Annotated in this window: 1 protein-coding gene; it reads right to left on the reverse strand. The window is 56.3% G+C overall.

The features are described from left to right. A partial coding sequence (locus tag AC0IXA_RS27690) for a hypothetical protein (protein WP_471814944.1) occupies positions 1-261 on the reverse strand: 261 nt, incomplete at both ends.

Here is a 261-nt window from a genome sequence, read left to right on the forward strand (position 1 = left end):
TTGGGTGGGAGCATAGCTGCCGTGCTAGGCTGTCATGGTCCAGCAGCACAGAGAGCAGCTCAACTGCCAGGAGCACACAGGGCAGCGGCAGCGCTGAGCCGAGGCACTGTGGCAACACCGGGAACACACAGGAGAACCTGGGCAACAAATCAGAGGAAGCGTTTTCTGCTAATTTCACCAAAACTTTGAGGCACAGGCCCAGGACACTGGCTTGAAAATGACCTGATGCTGCAGAGGAGGAAGCCATCAGCTGAAGAAGCA

It is taken from the genome of Pseudomonas sp. AC083, from assembly GCF_979253165.1.